Genomic DNA, 16076 nt, shown 5'->3' with positions numbered 1-16076 from the left:
ATCTAAAGCCTGGCGCAGTCCCTGTGGGAGCGGCCTTGTGTCGCGAAAGGGCTGCACAGCAGCCCCGGGATTTCAGCGTCGATGCAAATAATGCTGGGGCCGCTTCGCGGCCCTTTCGCGACACAAGGCCGCTCCCACACGGATCGCGCCAGCTTATGGAAATTGAGCAAGACAGTTGCTCCACACGGTTTGCGTCAACCTGCCAGGTCGGCGGCGCTATGGCGCTCCGGCACCTGGCTGTGTTCATCTCCCCAGGTACGGTTCACGCGTGTACCGCGCTGCACAGCAGGGCGCTGGGCGATGTCCTCGGCCCAGCGCTGTACGTTCGGGTACTCGTCAACCGCCAGGAACTGCGCCGCGTCATACAGGTTGCCGCGTACCAGCTGGCCATACCACGGCCACACGGCAATATCAGCAATACTGTATGCCTCGCCGCCCAGATAACGGCTTTCGGCCAAGCGACGATCAAGTACGTCCAGCTGACGCTTGGCCTCCATGGTGAAGCGGTTGATGGCGTACTCGAACTTTTCTGGTGCATACACGTAGAAGTGGCCAAAACCACCGCCCAGGTAAGGCGCCGCACCCATCTGCCAGAACAACCAGTTCAGGCATTCGGTGCGCGCAGCCGGCGATTTTGGCAGCAATGCTCCAAACTTTTCTGCCAGGTACAGCAGGATCGAACCTGATTCGAACACCCGCACCGGCGGCTCCACGCTGCGGTCGAGCAGGGCGGGAATCTTCGAGTTGGGGTTGACCTGGACGAAGCCACTGGAAAACTGATCACCCTCGCCGATGCGAATCAGCCAGGCATCGTATTCGGCACCGGCGTGGCCCAGGGCAAGCAGCTCTTCAAGGGCAATGGTGACCTTGACGCCATTGGGCGTGGCCAGGGAATACAGCTGCAGCGGGTGTTTGCCCAGCGGCAGGTCCTTGTCGTGAGTCGGGCCGGCGACCGGGCGGTTGATGCTGGCGAACTGGCCGCCGGAGGCTGCGTCGTTGCGCCACACTTTGGGTGGCACGTAGGCAGGCTTGCTCATGCATGAATCTCCTTCAATGGCGCGAAAACGGTCACGTGAAAACGTTGACCTGCATCTATGCCATGGGTTCGACACAATGCGCAAATGCACAGGGTGCAGGCGCAGCTTGCATGACGGCGGTTTCATCCAGTTTTCATCCGGCATAACTCCGGCCGGTTTTATGCTGGGTTATCACTTCGTCTTGCAAGGAACCGCTGGCCGATGACCCTTGCACGCTGCGTGTTGGCGCTGGTCCTGCTCGGCGGCCTGTTGGCCCGCGCCGAGGCCGCGCCGTGGGTTGCCGGCCTGCACCCATGACCTTGACCGACCCGGTCGATAGCCGCCCGATGCAAGCGCTGGCGTTCTACCCGGCCATTGGCAAAACCCGTAGCAGCCGTATAGACGGGTATCCCGTCGACGTGGCCGAAGAGGCGCCCGTCGCCATGGGCCGATTCCCGCTGCTGGTGCTGTCTCACGGCAATACGGGCAGCCCATTGGCCTTGCATTACCTGGCCACGTCGTTGGCGCGGCAAGGGTTCGTGGTGGTGGCGGTGGTGCACCCGGGGGACAACGTGCGCGACCACAGTCGCCTTGGCACCCTGAGCAATCTTTATGGGCGGCCGCTGCAAGTCAGCGCGGCGATCACCGCAGCGCGTGATGATGCAGTGGTCGGGCCTTATCTGAATGACGGCAAGGTGGGCGTGATCGGCTACTCGGCCGGCGGAGAAACCGCGTTGATCCTGTCTGGCGCACGCCCCGACCTGGACCGTCTGCGTCAGTACTGCCTGGAGCGCCCGCATGACGCAGATGCCTGCAAGACCCACGGCATACTGATTGCCGACCGTAGCGAACTGGCGCCTGAGACCGACCCGCGAGTGGGGGCGGTCATGTTGATGGCGCCGCTGAGCCTGTTGTTCGGGCGCCATGCGCTGGCCGGAGTGCAGGTACCCGCACTGATCTACAGTGGCGACAGCGATCAGCTTGTGGCCGTAGACCGTAATGCCGAGGCCCTGGCCCGCAAACTGCCGGTCACACCGGACTACCGTCTGTTGGCCGGTGCCGGGCATTTCGTGTTCATGGCCCACTGCGATGCCGAGCAGTACGCGCGAATGCCGGCGCTGTGCAAGGACGCCGACGGCGTCGACCGCCGGCATATACATCATTCGCTGCAGCGAGAAACGGCAGCGTTCTTCAGCCAGGCGCTGGGGGCGCCAGCGCCGGCTGAGCGTTCAGCTACGGCGGGCGCGCCGCGCCAGCCACAACGTTAGGCCAACCCCGGCCAAGGCGAGCAGGGCCGCCACGCAGAAGATCGAGGCATACCCCAGGTGTACCGCCACGGCGCCCATCACCGGGCCGGCAATGGCCAAGGCCATGTCGAAGAACACAGCATAGGCACCCAGCCCTGCGCCGCGGCTGCTGCTGGGGACGTGCTTGATCGCCTCCACGCCCAATGCCGGGTACACCAGCGACAGCCCGAAACCGGTCAGCCCGGCGCCAACCAGCGCCCAGGGCGGCGAGGGCGCCAGCCACAGAAGGCCCAGGCCCAGCACTTCGGTGGCCATGCAGGCGACCGCCACGTTGTAGCCACCAAAGCGGTTGACCGCGTTGACGAACAGCAGCCGCGAGATGATGAAGCACACACCAAACGCACTCAGGCACCAGGCCGCACCGGCCCAGCCGCGCTCGAGGTAGTACAGGGTGACGAAGGTGGTCAAGGTGCCGTAGCCGATCGAGGCCAGGGTCAAACCCAGGCCACACGGGGCAACCCGGCCGAACGCCGACCAGAAGGGCAGGCGCTCGCCGCGCACCACGACCACGTCGGGGCGCTTGCGAAGCACCAGCAGGGCAAGGGTTGCCAGCACCAGCAAAGCCGGCCCCAGTACGCTGAAGTCCAGCCCGTCCACGGCCAGCACGCCGATCGGCGCACCGATGGCAATCGCGCCATAGGAGGCGATGCCGTTCCACGAGATCACCCTGGCAGTGTGTTCGGGGCCGACCTGGCTGATGCCCCAGCTCAAAGTGGCCACACCGATCAGCCCTTGGGCGATGCCCAGCAGCAAACGTCCACCGAGCAGCAGTGCCAGGCTCAGCAGCGGTAAGGTGAGGGTCCAGGCTGACAGCAACGTCAACACCCCGCAACCGGCAATCCCCAGCAAGCCAAAGCGGATGGCCTGTTTCCCTCCCAAGGTGTCCGCCACCCTGCCTGCAAACGGGCGGCTCAGCAGCGTGGCCAGGTACTGCAGGCCAATGGTTACACCGGCGATCACTGCGCCAAAGCCGAGCTGGTCGTGCACATAGCTGGGCAGCACCGCAATCGGCAGGCCGATGCAGAGGAAGGCAATGAAGGTATAGAAAACGATCGACAGGATCTGCAGGGTGATGTGCAGCGTGTGACTGGCGGGGGCAGGTTGTTGCGCGGTCATGGGCTCTTTCGCGGGCGGGCGGTTGGGCGTGGTCCCATCATGGCCGTTGCGCAAAGGAAAAGAAAGCAGGCTAACGAATTATTCGTCGGGCAGTGTCAGTCGGTGGGAGGGGGGCTTCGCGGGCAAGCCCGCGAAGAGGCCCAGCCACACAAGGTGGCCAGGCCTTGGCCTTCAATCAGACCAGCACACCCTGGCTGCGCAGGTAGTCATCGTAAGTACCGCTGAAGTCCACCACACCATCGGCCGACAGCTCGATGATGCGCGTGGCCAGCGACGACACGAACTCGCGGTCGTGGCTGACGAACAGCAGGGTGCCCGGGTAGTTTTCCAGCGCCAGGTTCAGCGCTTCGATCGATTCCATGTCCAGGTGGTTGGTCGGCTCGTCCATCACCAGCACGTTCGGCTTCTGCAGGATCAGCTTGCCGAACAGCATGCGACCTTGTTCACCACCGGAAATCACCTTCACCGACTTGAGGATTTCGTCGTTGGAGAACAGCATGCGCCCCAGGGTGCCGCGGATAACCTGCTCACCAGAGGTCCACTGGCCCATCCAGTCGAACAGGCTCATGTCGTCTTCGAAGTCGTGGGCGTGGTCCTGGGCGTAGTAGCCCACTTCGGCGCTGTCGGTCCACTTTACCGAGCCGGCATCCGGGGTCATCTCGCCGACCAGGGTGCGCAGCAGGGTGGTCTTGCCAATACCGTTGGGGCCGATGATCGCAACGCGCTCGCCCGCTTCGACGGTGATGTCGAAGTTCTTGAACAGCACCTTGTCGTCGAAGGCTTTGGCCATTTTCTCGACGACCACGGCCTGGCGGTGCAGTTTTTTCGTCTGTTCGAAGCGAATGAACGGGCTGACGCGGCTGGACGGCTTGACCTCGGCCAGCTGGATCTTGTCGATCTGCTTGGCACGTGAAGTGGCCTGCTTGGCTTTGGAGGCGTTGGCCGAGAAGCGGCTGACGAAGGTCTGCAGCTCGGCGATCTGGGCTTTCTTCTTGGCGTTGTCCGACAGCAGCTGCTCACGCGACTGGGTGGCTGCGGTCATGTACTCGTCATAGTTGCCCGGGAACAGGCGCAGCTCACCGTAATCCAGGTCAGCCATGTGGGTGCAGACGCTGTTGAGGAAGTGCCGGTCGTGGGAAATGATGATCATGGTGCTGTTACGCGCCGTGAGGATCGTTTCCAGCCAGCGGATGGTGTTGATGTCCAGGTGGTTGGTCGGTTCGTCGAGCAGCAGCACGTCCGGGTCCGAGAACAGCGCCTGGGCCAGCAGGACACGCAGCTTCCAGCCCGGTGCCACTTCGCTCATCGGGCCGAAGTGCTGGTCCAGCGGAATACCCAGGCCCAGCAGCAGTTCACCGGCGCGGGACTCGGCGGTGTAGCCGTCCATTTCGGCGAATTCGGTTTCCAGCTCGGCGACGGCCATGCCGTCTTCTTCGGTCATTTCCGGCAGCGAGTAGATACGGTCACGCTCGGCTTTGACTTTCCACAGCTGGCCGTGGCCCATGATCACCGTGTCGATCACGGTGAATTCCTCGTAGGCGAACTGGTCCTGGCGCAGCTTGCCCAGGCGGGTGTTCGGCTCAAGCATGACCTGGCCTGCGGACGGCTCCAGGTCACCGCCGAGGATTTTCATGAAGGTCGACTTGCCGCAACCGTTGGCGCCGATCAGGCCGTAGCGGTTGCCGTTGTTGAATTTGACGGAAACGTTTTCGAACAGCGGCTTGGAGCCGAACTGCATGGTGATGTTAGCGGTGGAGATCAAGGAGCTTACCTATCAATAACTTACGTGGCTTCTTCGCAGCTACGGACCAATTTCGGACCAATTTGGAGCTTTTCCAGCTCCTGCCAGTCGTTGGACGAGTTAATCCAGCGCGCATAAGTCGATAAGAGCATCTGCACGCTATGCCCGAGCTGTTGGGCGATAAATGCGGGGTTGAGACCAGACATTAAGCATATTGTCGCATAGGTGTGGCGGCAGTTATACGGGGGGCGGTATCTGATCCCCAAGCCTTTAAGGATCGGGCGCCACTGATGGTGCAGGTCCGACGTCTGCTTGACGTGCTCCCCATTCTTCCCAGGCGGGAAGACGAACGGCGATTCGGTGAATTGGCCTTTGCCCAGCCTGCGGCGTTCTGCGTACTGCTTGGCGAACTCCAGGGCGTGCAAGGCCCTGTCGTTGAGCAGCACAAACCTGTCCCTCCCTGTCTTCGTCCTTTCCTCAACTACCCCGAGCGCGATCGTTCGCCGCACGTGAGCTGTCTTCTTGGTCGTATCGACCGCATCCCATCTCAGTGCCAGGCCTTCGGACAGGCGTAGGCCAGTGAAAAACATGAATTCGAAGAAAGCCGCATATATCTGGCTAGGCCAATGAGGGTGCTTGTACAGCTCGGTAATGATCAGATTCGCCTCGTCCAAGGTAAAGGGATCGACCTCTTTCCTCGAGCGTGCTGGCAGCTGTATGGCTTCAGCCGGGTTCCTCGTGATCAGCCCGTCCAGTACCGCTGATCGCAGGATGGTCGACAGCTTCACCATTGCGTTGCGTTTGACCGACGGTGAAGTCCAGGTGATGGAGGCGACGATTCGCCTCAGGAGCGTCGACGTAATCAGATCAATACGCACCAAGGCGAGGTGGGGCACCCAGTACAGGTTCAGGGTGCCCTTATAGTTCAGCCTGGTACCAGCTGCGATCTCACGACTGTCCAGCCACAACTGGGCGTACTCACCGAATGTTGGAACGCCGCCCACAACCGCGGCGGAGCTGGGGAACAACTCCGCGTACTTGTCGTGGTCGAGGAGGTTGAGCTTGATCAGGCTGTTTACTTTATCGCGAAGCTGGGATGCAGCTTTGATGCCTTTTTGTGTCGGGGGGTAGGGAAGGGTCTCACTTCGGCGAGTACCTTCCCACATGAACCTGAGCCGGAGCGAGCCATAGTGGACGTCGATTCCAGGGGGTAAATCCATTGGCTTTCCAGCCATTCGTCATACCTCTTTTTGCTATAGATGATGCGTCCGCCGTGCTTCATCCAGACGCCCTCGGGGATCGCTCCTCGTAAGCGCCGGCCTTCCAAGGCGCGTTTGGTGCAGCCGAGCAGGTCAGCCATTTTCTGTTCGGTGACCTTGTCGACGTCACCGGTGCTTTGGGTTTCCATTGGATGGTCTCCACGCCGCCGGTGGCGGCAGGTTGGTGGTCAGGCCAGGTCAGCCAGGGCGAAAACGATCCCGCGGCAATATGGCTCTTCGTCTTCCACGACTTCGAAGGTGGCGTGCGGGATCTCGGTTTTATAGGTCCAGCTGTAGCCGTCCTCCTTACACCACAGGGCCTCGATCGATTTGGCCGACTTCTGTCGCTGCACGTACTCGGCGAGCTCCTCATCGCCATCCAGGCAATCGCGATCAGGCAGGACGCCATCTGCATCGACGAATGCGGTGCCACCGTCGTAGCAGCCGATCTCCTCACGCCGGGCGCCGTAGAATTCCATCAGGTCGTCGCTGGCTCCGCAGAGGATCACCAGGCCAGCGCTCTGTGCTGCGACGATCAGCGCGCCGGGGATGCGGGTCGGGTATTCCAGGCCGTTCAGTTGGGCGGCCAGTTCTTCTTTCGTCATGGCAATAGCTCTCCATGCCCGCGCATGTCGGCGGGCTTGAGTTGTAGGGGGAGGGGTTAGTCTTTGGGCGCGGCTGTCTCTTGCCATTCGACGATGTCGGCGCCGAAGTCTTTGCTGGTGAAGGTTATGTTCCCGAAGGACCAGCGATAGGCAAACGGTCCGGTGCGTTCGCAGCTGACCAGCACGCTCCCACAGGACAGGCGAATGTCGATACGCTCTAACCCTGGGTCTTCATCTGGATCAGGCGGGCACCAATTTCCAGCGAGTTTGCGGACCTTCTCGACAACAGCGTCGATCTCGAATCCACCCCGTGACTGGCCGACAAGCGATGCAACTCGCCACATTCCGGTTTGCCACCGGTCTTTTCTGACCAGCGCGCCGTCTTCGCGGAACTCGTAATCCTCAACCTTTGCGTCGCGGAATTCCGGCTTCCTGAAGTCCAGCTCTGTCACTTCGCGGCTCATCGCGTCCCCCTGTAGATCAGGTAGGCCATGAGCAGTGGTGCTGCGATAGGGATCAAGAACATGGCATCAGCTCCTTCGGCACCTGGACGGTATCGCCGAACTCAAACTGGGCGATCGCCTGCATGGCGACAATCAGTGGGTTGTTGGGATGGTGGAACGCGGTGCGCCGGTGCTTTCGCTCTTTGCCGAAGATCGTGCTGCTCCACAGGCCCGACTCGTAGTAGCCGTTTCGCTTGTCCATGTAGCCGAAGTTGCGGTGCACGGCGCTTGTCGGTGGCGACAGCGAAACCTGGTACTTCTCGATCAGCTTCCCGCCCAGCGCCCAGTCTTCCCACGGGTTGTAGCGCTTGGTGTGCTCGGTCACCGTGTAGCTGTAGCGAGCGAACACGCGCCAAGGGTTGCCGTACTCTGGCTGGGCTAGGAACACGTCCAGGCCTTCAGCCTTGCCGACGGCCCATCCCAGCGCTTCGCCGGCCAAGTCGGCCGTCTTCACTTCGATCAGGTCGGTCATGGCATCTTCTCTCCGCGCTGGGCGGCAACGCTGACGATGGCCGTGCGTGCCGCCTTTCTGCGATCGCCTTGGGCATATTCGCTGTCCACCCAGATCATGGTGTCATCAGCCCAGACGGCCTCAGACTCGCCGGACCCTTCAATGTGGATCTGGATGCCCAGGTCAATGGCCAGCTTGAATGCGTCGCCGTCGTTGATGTGAGGGTTCCAATGTGCCCGGGTGCCCGACTGGCCCTTGATGCGCAGCGGCCATTTCGGATCGCTGCAGGTGCACGGCTCTACTTCAATCCCAGCGGCCTTTGCGGCGAGCAGCAGTTCTTCCAGTTCGGTCACAGCTGATACCTCTCATCAATCCAGCGCCCAGGCGCCAGTGCGGGTGTAGGTTCGGGTTGTGTTTCGTGCGGGGAGAGCTGGCGCTGGTTGCCGGCCTGCAGCTGGCTGTCGGGGATGCAGCTGATGCCGACCCCGTTGAGCAGGTAGCAGGTGACGCCGCGCTGGCTGTCGTGCTGCACGTTGATGACGTTCTCGGTTGCGCTGGCGCCGGTGGCCAGAAGCGCGAAGCATAGGGCGAGGCGGGTCATGGCTGCGCCGCCTGGCTGTCTTTGCCTCGTTCGACAGCTACACGTTGGATTACCTTGATTTCTTCAGGCATGACTTATCCTTACGCTGCTGATTTCAGCGTGTGCTGGGAATAAAATTGGTTACTGAGGGGTCTAGATAGCAGACGGCCAGCAAGCCATGCTCAACAGAGAGTGGGCTGCGGGCGCCGCGAGAGAAAACAAGATGCTGAACGCCGACCAGAGATATCGTGCTTATCAATTGCTGAAGGAGCTCGATAAATCGACTGCTGCATTGATGAATCGAGTGGCCTACAGCCACGGGGGTAAAATTTGCTGGGAGGAGGATCTCGAAGCTCAGCGTAAAGCGTTTCGAGAGTGGATCGATTTTGCCGTGACTATCCGGGATGACGTGTAAGAACTTCGGCGAAAAAATTATACAAAATCGTAAATATGTATAGTTTTTGGCCAATTGTCGGAACGAGTTCTCAGTTTCGGTCGTTTTAGTTGTCTCTATGGTTAGGTTCGCTATGTTGTTTTTCACGACCTAAAGCAGAACAGCTGGAACGGAGGAATTATGAGAATTCGAGGACCGGCATATTGGGACTGGGCCGACCCAACGCTTCACCATCGTACCCATGACGAAATTCTCGACGACGGCACCATGGTTGATGTTCAGGTCAGATTGTCGCGCACAGGCACTACGCAGATGTTCATCGGCGTCTATGCGCCGGCTGGAAGTGCTCTTCATGAAGAGGCGTTTGACTCAAGACCAGGCGAGTCGATGACCAGAGCTTTGGCCTGGGGCGTTGGGCGTGCTCGCTTGATCGCCACTGAGGGGTTTGCTGCAACGGAAAAGCTCTCAGCCTGCTCGAAATAGAGGGGAGAGGGTTACAGCTAGGTGGAGTACAAGTGTTCTCCGCATGAATCGAACGGATTTGGAATTGCAATGTGACCTGTTCGATTTGATGTCATAGTGACGGCATAGGGACATCGGCACGTATTTTCGAGCCAGCCTTCCAGGACTCGTCCAAATGCTAAGCGACGATGATTTTTGCTATATGGCTCTTCGGCCTCTCTTGTTTTGGAAGCCTGTAATTCAAGGATTGCACCTAGATTCTGCGGGCGGTATCTGCGGCGTTATCTGGGATGATGCTGTGGCCTAGCAAGCGAAAACGCATGAAGCCTGGATCCATTTTTGAGCCAGAGACCTCAGCCTCCGCTACCAGCGTGATCCAGAATCTCAGATGGAACTGCGATTTTCAGCGGTGATTCTCCGCTCCTCCAGTAGGGGGCGTTAAGCGGGAGCGGCCACCTGTAGCACAGAAAGGCCGTGGTCGGTGGGGCGCTCGCTTTGCACAAGGTAATGCATGTCCTTTTTGTCGAGGTGCTTCAGTCGTCCTTAAGCCAGTGTCATCGGATGACGATCACGGTTCCTGATCCTGTAGCTATTTAATAGCTGGCTGGGAATTTTTTCATACCCCGTCCGTATACCCTTAGTGATGAGATAAAAAATGACTGGGTGCTCAAGAAAAAAAGGCCTTTGTCGATATTTCCTTACCCAGAAAACTTGGAGCCCTCTATGTTCAACCGTAATCTTAAAAAAACTCTGCAAGAGCAGAACGCGGAGCTGCTACTGCTCCGTCAGCAGGTCGAGCAGATGGACAGAGGTATGCTCTCCATAAGACTTGATTCACAGTTTCGTATCTGCTCATTTAATCGGCTTTTCTCAGAGACTTTGGGGTATTCCGACGAGCGCCTGTATGGTCGCCCGCTCTCTGAGATCGTTCCGCCTTACGTTAAAGAACTACCTTGCTTTCACGCCTTTAACCAAGCTGTAGCGCGATTTGAACCCGTAAATGACGAATATCGCTACCTTCGCGCTGACGGTACTCTTGCGTGGTTGAAAATCTATTGGCTCCCCATTCGAGATCAAGAGGGCAGCCTCGCCTATGTCCAGGGTTACGGCAGTGAAATAACTCGCACCGTGGAGCAGGCGAAGGAAAATGAGGCTCTCATCCAGGCGCTGGTTCGGTCTACTGCCGTCATTGAATTCAACTTGGATGGAACTGTAATCACAGCTAATAAGCAGTTTCTCGAGGCCATGGGGTACTCATTAAGCCAAATTGTTGGAAAACATCATCGTCTGTTTTGCCCCGCTGAAGAGTCTGCATCTCCCCAGTATGAGAATTTCTGGAAGACGCTCAACCGTGGCGAGTACGTCGCGGATCGTTTCAAACGAGTCGATGCCCGTGGTAGCGATATCTGGCTCGAGGCTACCTACAATCCTGTGCATGATACTGAGGGCAGGCTGTCTAAAGTTGTAAAGTTTGCGAGCGTTGTTACGGACCAGGTCGCACGGGAGCAAGAGGTCAAGGATGCAGCTGGCGTTGCATTTGATATATCCCAGCAAACTGATTCGAGCGCAGAGCGTGGTGCGGTGGTCGTGACGCGTACAGTCGACACCATGCGCAGTATTGCTGAGCAAATGAAAGCGGCAACCGGGAGCATCGAGGCGCTTGGAAAACAGTCTGCCTTGATTAGTTCTATTGTTCAAACCATTGGCGGTATTGCTTCACAAACGAATCTACTAGCACTAAATGCCGCTATTGAAGCTGCGCGTGCTGGTGAGCAAGGTCGAGGTTTCGCTGTGGTTGCTGATGAGGTGCGCAAACTCGCTGGTCACACCAGCTCGGCGACCGAGGAAATCGTGAGCGTTGTCCAACAGAACCAGGCGCTTGCTGATCAAGCTGTTAGCGAAATATTCAGTAGCCGAGCAAAAGCTGAGGAAGGCCTCGTACTAGCTAATGAAGCTGGTACCGTGATCTTGGAAATTCAAAACGGCGCTAAACAAGTGGTCGGGGCGGTTGGTCGCTTTGCGAATGAGGTGAGGTAGTTTATCCGTCGAAGGATTCGAGTCAAAAATCGCTCAAACTAGCTAGTTTCGGTATGTCACGCTGGCCACTTGATGCGCTCTGGATCAGTTTTCTGTGTGTATGAGGTCGCCTTGGCCGCCATATCGCGGCAGTGAATAGAGGTTAAAGCGAGTTTGTCGATAGCGAAACGGTCCAGGCCAACCGCCCAGTGGTGCTGTGCGCTAATGATTTGTGTGCCTTACTAAGTTCTCGATAGAAAGGACAACCAGAATGAGAGCTCGAGGCCCCACGTACTGGTGCTGGGCAAACTCAGCGCTACATTCTCGATGTCATGCTGAGGCCTATGCTGACGGCGTAAGCATTGACGTTGAGGTCCGGCTCTCCCCCAAGGGCGTTACGCAACTGTTCGTCGGTGTCTACGCCTCGGGGGGCATACCATTGCTGGAGGAGGTTTACGATACTCGCTCTGAAGAAACGATGACCCAAGCACTTGCCTGGGGAGTGGTTCGTGCCCGAACTACAGCCGCTCTGCGCTCCCCGCTCGTTTGTCGGGTATGGGACCAGCGATAGAAGGGAGATAGGTTGCTGCGAAAAGAGTACGGATGCACTCATTATCAGGACGCTCTTCCTGACGAAGCAAGCAAATGTGAGTGGATCTGTGAAGTAAGGACTTCGATTCGCTCACTCATCTGCTTTGTTACCTCCGTTAGGTGTGTATTTTGCTCCAACAACTGCAGAAGCTGCTTGCTGTGCAGCTCTGCGTCCCGCTGCCGTCTTTGATTGTCCATGGCAATTGCCTCTCGATGTCGTGCGTCTGCATCGGAAGTTGCTTTGTCACGGTCGGCTTGGCGAGTTTGCGCCAGAAGAATTAGAGGTGCCGCGTAGGCCGCCTGCAGACTGAACGCTAGATTCAATAAAATGAAGGGGTAGGGATCAAACGCTGACAGCCCCGATAAGCTGATACCCATCCAAATAAGAACCACTAGTGACTGGGACCCAAGAAAAATTGGTGTACCAAAGAAACGGGCGAAAGCTTCGGCTTTTCGGGCAAATGCATCGTTACCAAAGGGGTGGTGCATATGTTCATGGGCGCGATGAAACCTGAGATGGTCTACGTCCTCAGGAATTTCATCAGGTTTAGACTGCTCAGAGGTTAACGGGTCCATCTGCTGGCTCCGTGGTGGTTTCTCATGTCCAGTTTAGACTAGCCCGCCAGCGCTCCCCCAGACGCAGCCTTTATAGTCGAGGTGTCATCGTTGAGTAGGGGAGGGCACTGGCGGCCAGCGCCGTGGTGTCAGGCGGCAGCAGCTTCCGAAACTTTGACTTTCCAAGGATCGTTTGCGCGAGCAAGTGCAGCCATCGGCGGCGGGCTGACGCTGTTACCGCACATGTGCACCTGCTCGGTCTTGGTGAACGGCTTGCCGTCGGCGCCCTTGTCGATGATGTAACTGGCCGGGAAGCCTTGGGCGCGGTAGAGCTCGTGCGGCTGCAGCATGCGCAGGCAGATGTCGACGATGACGTACGGGGTGCCCTTCACGAAGACGGTGACTAGGCCCAGGCGGTCCTTGGTGGTCACGGTCGGCGCCGGCGCGTCGCAGGCGCTGATGTTCTCTGTGCCGTAGTAGCTGATCAGAAATGCCGCGACGCGCAGGGCACCTTCCTCATGCTCTGGCGAGAGCTTGTACTCGACCAAGGCGTGGTGCTCGGCGCCGGCAGTCATTGTCGGCACCAGGTCATCTACGGGACGGCCTACGCAGTTGCGCCTGAGCGTGGCCAGGCTGGCGGTCACGAGGCGCTGCTGGCTGCCGGTGTTGGTGACCGTGGTCAGCGGCTCGTCCGCGCCCTTCGCTGGCGTGGTGTTGAATCCGCCGTTGGCCTGCTCGATGAAGGCAGTCACCAGCGCCCGGTGGCTCTGCGTCATGAGGGTGCCCATCGGCTGGTCGGCTGGTACGGGCTTTCCCGCATAGACCGGGCCACCGGCCCCAATCATTACTGGGCTAGCCAAAGCGAATGACCCGCCGCGCGGCCAGGAGGTCACAGTTCGCAGCGGCTCATTTGCCGACTGGGCCAGCTCGCCAGACCAGTTGGCGATTGGCACGATGAAGGGTTGCGGGTTTTCCAGCACGAACTTCTTCATGCCCTTGGCCACGCGGCGCAGCGTTGCAGCTGCCAGCTCCTTCTTGCGACCGAAGATGCTTTTGCTCGGCACACTCCAGTCGATGCAGTCGGCGGCGGTTCGCCACTTCTGCTGGCCCTTGACCGGGTGTTTGGCGTGGGTCGGCTCTGGCCACACGATGGGCTGTCCGTCGCAGCGAGCGATCATGAACAGCCGCTCCCGGCTGGTGGGAGCGCCGAAGTCGCAGGCCTTGATGACGCGCCACTCAACCTGGTAGCCCATACCTTCGAGCAGGTGCACGAACCGGCGCCAGGTGATGCCGCGACGTTTCGGGTCGGGAACCAGGAACTGCTGCTGCACCGGCACGCGCTCGCCGATGGCAGCCACGGTGCCGTCCAGCTTCATCACCCGCCCGGTAGTCTTGTCGCGCTTGGCGATCAGCGGACCCCACTGCAGGATCTGCTTCACGTTCTCCAGGCTGATGACCCGCGGCCGCTTCCTGCCGGCCCACTTCAGTCCAATCCAAGACAGGTTGCGGATCTCGCGCTTTCGCGGCTGGCCGCCGGCGGCCTGGCTGTGGTGGGTGCAGTCTGGGCTCATGTGGAACCAGCCAACTGGTCGGCCCTGGCATTCCTCATCCGGGTCACCCTCGAAAACGTCGGTGGTGAAGTGGCGCGCTGCAGGGTGGTTGGCGGTGTGCATGCTGATGGCCGCCGGGCTGTGGTTCTTTGCCACCGTCACCGGCCGGCCCAGGCCCATCTCCAGCCCGGTACCGGCGCCGCCGCCACCGCAGAAGAAGTCCACCACGATTTCATCGTCTTGCGGATCGAAGCCGAGGCCGTACTGGGTTTTGAAGTCGAGCGGGTTCTTTTTCTGAAATGCAGACATGGGCGGTCCTCGCCGGGGTGGCGTGATTCGTTGAATTGGGTTATTCGTGTGGCGCGGCATGGAGCCGGATTAAGGAGAAGCTGGTGCGTTACAACTTGAGTGACAGCATGATCAAGGTCGGCATGACTCTTGATGAGGTTACGGAGATCGTTGGCGAAGAAGCGCTTGGAGGTTGGGGGAAGCGCGGACTCATGGGTAGGCCCGAAAGACAAAAGAGTTTCTACTTCATGGACCAAACGAAGTGGTGCGTTGTCTGGTTCGACGATTCAGACGTGGTAGTTGCAAAGACCACGATGGATATCCGTTGAGTGCTTAACGACGCTCTGCGGGAATGACCAAGTCCCGCGAGGCGTTGGCTTATAGCGCCATTTCCGCCTGAGGATTTCGCTGCCAGATCGGCGCGCTATTGTGAGCCTCGATTCGGTCTGCGATCACGCTGGCGCGCTGCCCAGCCGATGGCGGGGTGTAAATGCCGAACCGGCTGATGCTGCCGCCGTTCACCGCGGCGTTCGTGCTGTCAGCCGATGCCAGCGGCAGACCTTGGAAGATTGCTGGATCAAGCATTCGCAGCCCGTGCAGGCGACAGAGTGGCCGGCCTTGGTCATCGCAAATGGCGTCCATTGCGGCGCCCATGCGCTTCCACCACGAGGCGGTACCCGGGGAGCGCCACTGGCCCGAACTGCCCAGGGCAACCATGCGCCAGGACTGGGCCAGGCGCTGCAGACGTTCAATCGACTCATGCATATGCCAGACCGGAACGCCTGGCAGGCGGCCAGGCCATTGCTCGAGCAGCCGATCATTGGCGTCTTCGTCTCCATCGATCACGTCAGGGATCAGGGCCCAATCGAAGCCTGGGTGCCGGTGCCAGTCATCCACCCAGCGGGTATAGCCGTGCACGTCTACCTGGCCTCCCTTCTTCCAGACGGTGAACGCACCGTTGTCGAAGACGAACGACTGGCAGGTCTCGGCGACGATGCCCATGTCGTCCTGGCGCGGGAAAGGTACAAGGGCGTGCCGGCCGGCAAGCAGCCTCGCCGCATCCTGCCGCGTTCCGCCGATGGGCGTCCCGTGGTAATGGATCATCCGCTCAGCCTCACCGATTCGATCTCGACGCCCTGGTGCACCGCCTTGATCACCTGGTCTCCGCCGAAGCGCTCGGCCAGTTGGTCGGCGATTTGCTCGTGCCAGCCCTGTTTGATTAGCGCGGTGGCGGTCTTGATGTGCTCGACGCGGATCATCGGCTGGCTGCGGATCTCCAGACTGTAGACGATGACCTCTCCGTCGCCTGGGCAGATTGCGGTGAACGTGTGCCGGTAGGTGTTGCTGGATCGGTTTTCTGTGGGCATGGGGATACCTTAACTGCCGTCAAAAAAGACTATGATTTATGGCTCAGTCTTGCGCTGGAGTGATGAGCATGAAGAAGCTGGAGCGACCGACATTTCAAGTCCACCTCGCTGAGGATGGCGAGCCGTGGATAGCAATTGAGGCAGGGCCAGAGGAAGGGCAAATCACGAATGGACGATATGGTTTCCACTTGGCGCCTGGCACTAGCAGGGAGGAGGCTGAGCAGGTCGCGAAATATCTAGGCGAAAAACTCGAATATTTCGTCAGGCTGTGAGGA

General features: G+C 59.4%; 18 protein-coding genes and 2 pseudogenes. 7 read left to right on the top strand and 13 right to left on the bottom strand.

The features are described from left to right. Nucleotides 1–194: 194 nt before the first annotated feature. Nucleotides 195–1037, bottom strand: coding sequence for a glutathione-dependent disulfide-bond oxidoreductase (gene yghU / locus ACZ889_RS19955; RefSeq protein ID WP_003248134.1), 843 nt, complete (start codon nucleotides 1035–1037; stop codon nucleotides 195–197). A 201-nt stretch (nucleotides 1038–1238) separates the two neighbouring features. On the opposite strand from yghU, the pseudogene ACZ889_RS19950 reads away from it, so the two are divergent. Then, a pseudogene (locus ACZ889_RS19950) lies at nucleotides 1239–2284 on the top strand (alpha/beta hydrolase family protein). On the opposite strand, the gene ACZ889_RS19945 reads toward ACZ889_RS19950, so the two are convergent. The 8 genes from ACZ889_RS19945 to ACZ889_RS19910 all read right to left on the bottom strand — a co-directional run bounded on the left by ACZ889_RS19945 (nucleotide 2246) and on the right by ACZ889_RS19910 (nucleotide 8599). Next, entirely contained in the window at nucleotides 2246–3439 is a 1194-nt protein-coding gene (locus ACZ889_RS19945) for an MFS transporter (RefSeq protein WP_004576697.1), read from the bottom strand. The pseudogene ACZ889_RS19950 and the gene ACZ889_RS19945 sit on opposite strands and share 39 nt — an antisense overlap. A 175-nt stretch (nucleotides 3440–3614) precedes the next feature. Next, nucleotides 3615–5201 carry an ABC-F family ATPase gene (locus ACZ889_RS19940; protein ID WP_003248141.1) on the bottom strand — a complete coding sequence of 529 codons (1587 nt, stop codon included), beginning with the start codon at nucleotides 5199–5201 and terminating at the stop codon, nucleotides 3615–3617. Nucleotides 5202–5221: 20 nt separating this feature from the next. Further along, complete coding sequence (locus ACZ889_RS19935) at nucleotides 5222–6415, bottom strand: tyrosine-type recombinase/integrase (protein ID WP_476257739.1); 1194 nt, start codon at nucleotides 6413–6415, stop codon at nucleotides 5222–5224. Between the two features lie 212 nt (nucleotides 6416–6627). Next, nucleotides 6628–7044, bottom strand: coding sequence for a hypothetical protein (locus ACZ889_RS19930; RefSeq protein ID WP_012273088.1), 417 nt, complete (start codon nucleotides 7042–7044; stop codon nucleotides 6628–6630). Nucleotides 7045–7100: 56 nt separating this feature from the next. Next, nucleotides 7101–7508: a hypothetical protein gene (locus ACZ889_RS19925; protein ID WP_454238702.1), complete on the bottom strand. Its 408-nt coding sequence runs from the start codon at nucleotides 7506–7508 to the stop codon at nucleotides 7101–7103. A 52-nt stretch (nucleotides 7509–7560) separates the two neighbouring features. After that, nucleotides 7561–8019 carry a DUF2591 domain-containing protein gene (locus tag ACZ889_RS19920; RefSeq protein WP_476257738.1) on the bottom strand — a complete coding sequence of 153 codons (459 nt, stop codon included), beginning with the start codon at nucleotides 8017–8019 and terminating at the stop codon, nucleotides 7561–7563. Further along, nucleotides 8016–8351, bottom strand: coding sequence for a hypothetical protein (locus tag ACZ889_RS19915; protein ID WP_279839639.1), 336 nt, complete (start codon nucleotides 8349–8351; stop codon nucleotides 8016–8018). The genes ACZ889_RS19920 and ACZ889_RS19915 overlap by 4 nt, the downstream gene beginning before the upstream one ends. Further along, the gene (locus ACZ889_RS19910) at nucleotides 8348–8599 is read right to left on the bottom strand and encodes a hypothetical protein (protein WP_454238705.1); all 252 of its coding nucleotides are present in this window, start codon (nucleotides 8597–8599) and stop codon (nucleotides 8348–8350) included. The genes ACZ889_RS19915 and ACZ889_RS19910 overlap by 4 nt, the downstream gene beginning before the upstream one ends. Nucleotides 8600–8756: 157 nt before the next feature. Between ACZ889_RS19910 and ACZ889_RS19905 the strand changes: the two genes are divergently transcribed. From ACZ889_RS19905 to ACZ889_RS19890, 4 genes and pseudogenes are all read left to right on the top strand, one after another. After that, the gene (locus ACZ889_RS19905) at nucleotides 8757–8993 is read left to right on the top strand and encodes a hypothetical protein (protein WP_180689899.1); all 237 of its coding nucleotides are present in this window, start codon (nucleotides 8757–8759) and stop codon (nucleotides 8991–8993) included. 159 nt (nucleotides 8994–9152) lie between these two features. Beyond that, entirely contained in the window at nucleotides 9153–9455 is a 303-nt protein-coding gene (locus tag ACZ889_RS19900) for a hypothetical protein (protein ID WP_454238706.1), read from the top strand. A 702-nt stretch (nucleotides 9456–10157) separates the two neighbouring features. Beyond that, nucleotides 10158–10934, top strand: a pseudogene (locus tag ACZ889_RS19895) (PAS domain-containing protein); the annotation flags it as partial. 81 nt (nucleotides 10935–11015) lie between these two features. Continuing rightward, the gene (locus tag ACZ889_RS19890) at nucleotides 11016–11471 is read left to right on the top strand and encodes a methyl-accepting chemotaxis protein (protein WP_476258028.1); all 456 of its coding nucleotides are present in this window, start codon (nucleotides 11016–11018) and stop codon (nucleotides 11469–11471) included. Nucleotides 11472–12065: 594 nt separating this feature from the next. Here the strand turns inward: ACZ889_RS19890 and ACZ889_RS19885 are convergent. Both ACZ889_RS19885 and ACZ889_RS19880 read right to left on the bottom strand, forming a co-directional pair. Then, nucleotides 12066–12617: a DUF1003 domain-containing protein gene (locus ACZ889_RS19885; protein ID WP_180689902.1), complete on the bottom strand. Its 552-nt coding sequence runs from the start codon at nucleotides 12615–12617 to the stop codon at nucleotides 12066–12068. A 128-nt stretch (nucleotides 12618–12745) separates the two neighbouring features. Then, nucleotides 12746–14455 carry a DNA cytosine methyltransferase gene (locus ACZ889_RS19880; protein WP_476257737.1) on the bottom strand — a complete coding sequence of 570 codons (1710 nt, stop codon included), beginning with the start codon at nucleotides 14453–14455 and terminating at the stop codon, nucleotides 12746–12748. Nucleotides 14456–14538: 83 nt separating this feature from the next. On the opposite strand from ACZ889_RS19880, the gene ACZ889_RS19875 reads away from it, so the two are divergent. After that, nucleotides 14539–14763 carry a hypothetical protein gene (locus tag ACZ889_RS19875; protein ID WP_110160040.1) on the top strand — a complete coding sequence of 75 codons (225 nt, stop codon included), beginning with the start codon at nucleotides 14539–14541 and terminating at the stop codon, nucleotides 14761–14763. Between the two features lie 49 nt (nucleotides 14764–14812). On the opposite strand, the gene ACZ889_RS19870 is transcribed toward ACZ889_RS19875, so the two are convergent. Together ACZ889_RS19870 and ACZ889_RS19865 are read right to left on the bottom strand one after the other, a co-directional pair. Next, complete coding sequence (locus ACZ889_RS19870; RefSeq protein ID WP_476257736.1) at nucleotides 14813–15538, bottom strand: hypothetical protein; 726 nt, start codon at nucleotides 15536–15538, stop codon at nucleotides 14813–14815. Next, the gene (locus tag ACZ889_RS19865; RefSeq protein WP_476257735.1) at nucleotides 15535–15801 is read right to left on the bottom strand and encodes a hypothetical protein; all 267 of its coding nucleotides are present in this window, start codon (nucleotides 15799–15801) and stop codon (nucleotides 15535–15537) included. The genes ACZ889_RS19870 and ACZ889_RS19865 overlap by 4 nt, the downstream gene beginning before the upstream one ends. A gap of 68 nt (nucleotides 15802–15869) precedes the next feature. Here ACZ889_RS19865 and ACZ889_RS19860 point away from each other — a divergent pair, with 68 nt between their 5' ends. Then, the gene (locus tag ACZ889_RS19860; RefSeq protein ID WP_476257734.1) at nucleotides 15870–16073 is read left to right on the top strand and encodes a hypothetical protein; all 204 of its coding nucleotides are present in this window, start codon (nucleotides 15870–15872) and stop codon (nucleotides 16071–16073) included. Nucleotides 16074–16076: the final 3 nt, after the last annotated feature.

This window comes from Pseudomonas sp. TE3895 (assembly GCF_056278855.1).
Note: the sequence above shows the minus strand (reverse complement) of the source record. Positions and strands in the feature narration are given on the sequence as shown.